Below are 2,708 nucleotides of genomic sequence, written 5' to 3'. Positions count from 1 at the left end.
TTGATTCATATCAAAGATATAAATGCCGAATTATTGAAAGTATGCCAAGGGAAGTAAAAGAAGTTAAATACTTTTCTGTCCCAAATGAGTTTTGCTCTGCGTACGAACAAATTAAGAAAGATATTGAGTCTGGTGAACCCTTAAGGAAGTATCAAAGTCGTAAATTGAAGCAGCTGGACTATGACGATGACATGCTATCCCACTGGGGAATTCAGCATTTACACCTAAGCGACGAGCTTCAGGGTGATGGTTTTGTACGAAGAACGGGAGATTTGTTGTTTGTACACTTTGACAATTGTTCTGCCCACATAATTGGTATATTCAATCATAGTTCTTGGTGTGATTTAGACTTAATTGAAATCATGCATAGCAATTGGCCAGATCGAATGTCAGCTTTTCGAATGGAATCAGGTATGCAAAAACTGACTGAAGAAGAGCACAAAGTTTTAAGGGGTAAGCATGCAAATGCTAATATAGTCCTCGAAGATGGCACGGAGTATATGAATCCTGGACTTGGAGTTACCGCTAATGGTTCACCGATCAATGCTGTTTTAAATTCTGATAAAGTCATAGCTATGCTTAATCATCAGTTTGAAACTATCAAAGTGAATATGCCCCAAATACTTGAGGCGGCAAAGTGTCAAGAAACTCTAAATAATGTAACAATAGGCTTGGAAGTCGATAATAAAACCAAACAATTAGTGTTCAAAATCAAAGAGTTCGAGTTCTACTTCACGATTTAAGCTAACAATAAATTTAAGAGTGATTCACAATGCTTGGCTCTTTCACTTCAAGCTAGTTTAGTGTTTATGGTATAATGATTTAGTTAAAATATTGGCGTTGTTCACACATTAACTTGGCGTTACCGCATAGCTGATTATCATAGTTTCCTTAATGCCAGCAGTCATTTTCAGAGCTTAAGCTCTAACGCATTCCTGTCCAAAAATGAGCTAGCGAACGGTGGAAGTATCGTGAGCGTCCGGTGAATTACGCCTTGTGTGAGCCAGCTGGTAGCATGGATGATGTTAGCGTCATGAGTACCGTGACCACACTAGCCTAAGCTAGTGTACCCATCAGTCAATAATACGCCATTGAAATTGATTTATAGCTCTTTAGCGTGTTGAGCCCTACGGCCCTTTGACCAGGTGAAAGTGACTTCATCATCTTCACCGCAAATAGGCCAAAAGTAAGTTTGTTTCATCTTACCTTTCGCTTTACGGCCCGCTTTCATCGGCACTTAATCCATTAGACCTGAATAGAATACACAAGGGTTAGTTATAATGGATTATTCTGTTCTATGTCTCACGTCAATTAAAACATAGGTGTCGCGACAATTAAGTGGTTATTATTTAAGCTTGATTGATTATGAACTTTGCAGGGTGATCCATACTGCTCATGTTAAACCAATCTTCTTCAGGCCTTGTATTGTCAAGGATACGAGCGTAGCGAGTGCCAGTATGGCTTGTCCTTGATAATACAAATCATGATGAAATAATGTTCCATGAGGCGTATTCAAATTGACGCCAAGTCCGCTTTTTAGTTGTCGCCTTACAGTTCTATCTGCATCCCCATAAAAACCCTATTAAAGAGATATTTATACTCCGTCGATAGGAGGTAAGTCTGTAACATCGACAGAACCATTTGGTATGAAACATTTACCGATACATGAACCGGAACCTATAAATCCACCTGAAAATCCACCTCCTACACTTGAACCCGAACTGTCTTCCCCACCAACCCCTGTTTCAACTGAATCCTCATCGGAACCATCGTTAGACTCGCAGTTTTCATTTTTTGCACCATCATCGTAACCGGCCTCAATAATTGGGGTGTCGTCGGCATTATCAATCGTGGAAGGATCAGCCCCTCTTGCAAGCTTTGATAGATCTGAAACCATATCACCAAGTGAATAAGAACCTATATTATTGAAATTTGTGCAGTTTGAACGGCAGCGCCTGCTTTAACAGCTTCTTCCTTAGAATATCCCATTCTCTGAGCCGCGATACCATAAAAGTAGTTTCCAAACGTTGCATCAGCAGTGTAAACACTACTGTTCTTCAAATCATAGGGCATGTTGGTGTAAAAGTTCATAGCCATCATAGCACCTGTGGTCAAACTAGCACGTAGTGAACCCTCTCCATAAGTTGATTCAATAAGTGTTTTCATATCAGAGAAGTATTGTGCATGAGCTACCGTATCAAAACTACTATCAACCGTCCCTTGGTCTGTATATTCACAAGACTGCATCAATGAAAGCGGGGCAGTACCGCAGTTCTTTCGACATAAATCTTCATCTGGATTAGGTGGAGGCGTAGTTTCACCCGAAGAAGTGCCTGGTACATTCTGCATTTTAATTAATACGACGGCCTCTTTTTCTTCAATAAAGAATGAGACTCGTACTATCTTGTCTCTCAATTCAAAATTTGTTGGAAGTATTCTCAATCCCAGTTGACTATAGGCTGTGGTTGCTTGAGACACAAAAGAAATCCGATTATCATTATTACTCGAAAATATGTTTAACAATTGATAGTTACTCGCTGAGGTAATGGCAAACAGCTCTAGATCAGACTGCTCTGCCCCAACACTCTCGTAAATAACAGATAATCCATCTAAATTATCAGTCCCAATAGAGAGGCAGTTTTCAAAATTGCTATCCTTTCGTAACTCAAATGCAATCGAGCTACCATTCTCTAACTTTGCACATTGGT

Annotated in this window: 4 protein-coding genes; 1 reads left to right on the top strand and 3 read right to left on the bottom strand. The window is 39.7% G+C overall.

Features of this window, described 5'->3' with window-relative positions; genetic code table 11:
* On the top strand, positions 1–743 hold a 743-nt coding region (locus K5Q73_RS21195; RefSeq protein ID WP_220766183.1), incomplete at its 5' end, for a hypothetical protein.
* A 359-nt stretch (positions 744–1,102) separates the two neighbouring features.
* Here K5Q73_RS21195 and K5Q73_RS21665 read toward each other — a convergent pair.
* The 3 genes from K5Q73_RS21665 to K5Q73_RS21185 form a co-directional block, all read right to left on the bottom strand.
* Entirely contained in the window at positions 1,103–1,231 is a 129-nt protein-coding gene (locus K5Q73_RS21665; RefSeq protein WP_259650804.1) for a hypothetical protein, read from the bottom strand.
* Positions 1,232–1,594: 363 nt separating this feature from the next.
* Positions 1,595–1,897, bottom strand: a complete 303-nt coding sequence (locus K5Q73_RS21190; protein ID WP_220764021.1) for a hypothetical protein — start codon at positions 1,895–1,897, stop codon at positions 1,595–1,597.
* 20 nt (positions 1,898–1,917) lie between these two features.
* Positions 1,918–2,708: hypothetical protein (locus K5Q73_RS21185; RefSeq protein WP_220766182.1), on the bottom strand; the 791-nt coding region annotated here is incomplete at its 5' end.

The sequence above is a fragment of the Shewanella sp. MBTL60-112-B2 genome (genome assembly GCF_019655055.1).
Taxonomy (GTDB): Bacteria; Pseudomonadota; Gammaproteobacteria; order Enterobacterales; family Shewanellaceae; genus Shewanella.
The sequence above is the reverse complement of the archived record's forward strand: the minus strand, read 5'-3'. Positions and strand labels throughout refer to the sequence as shown.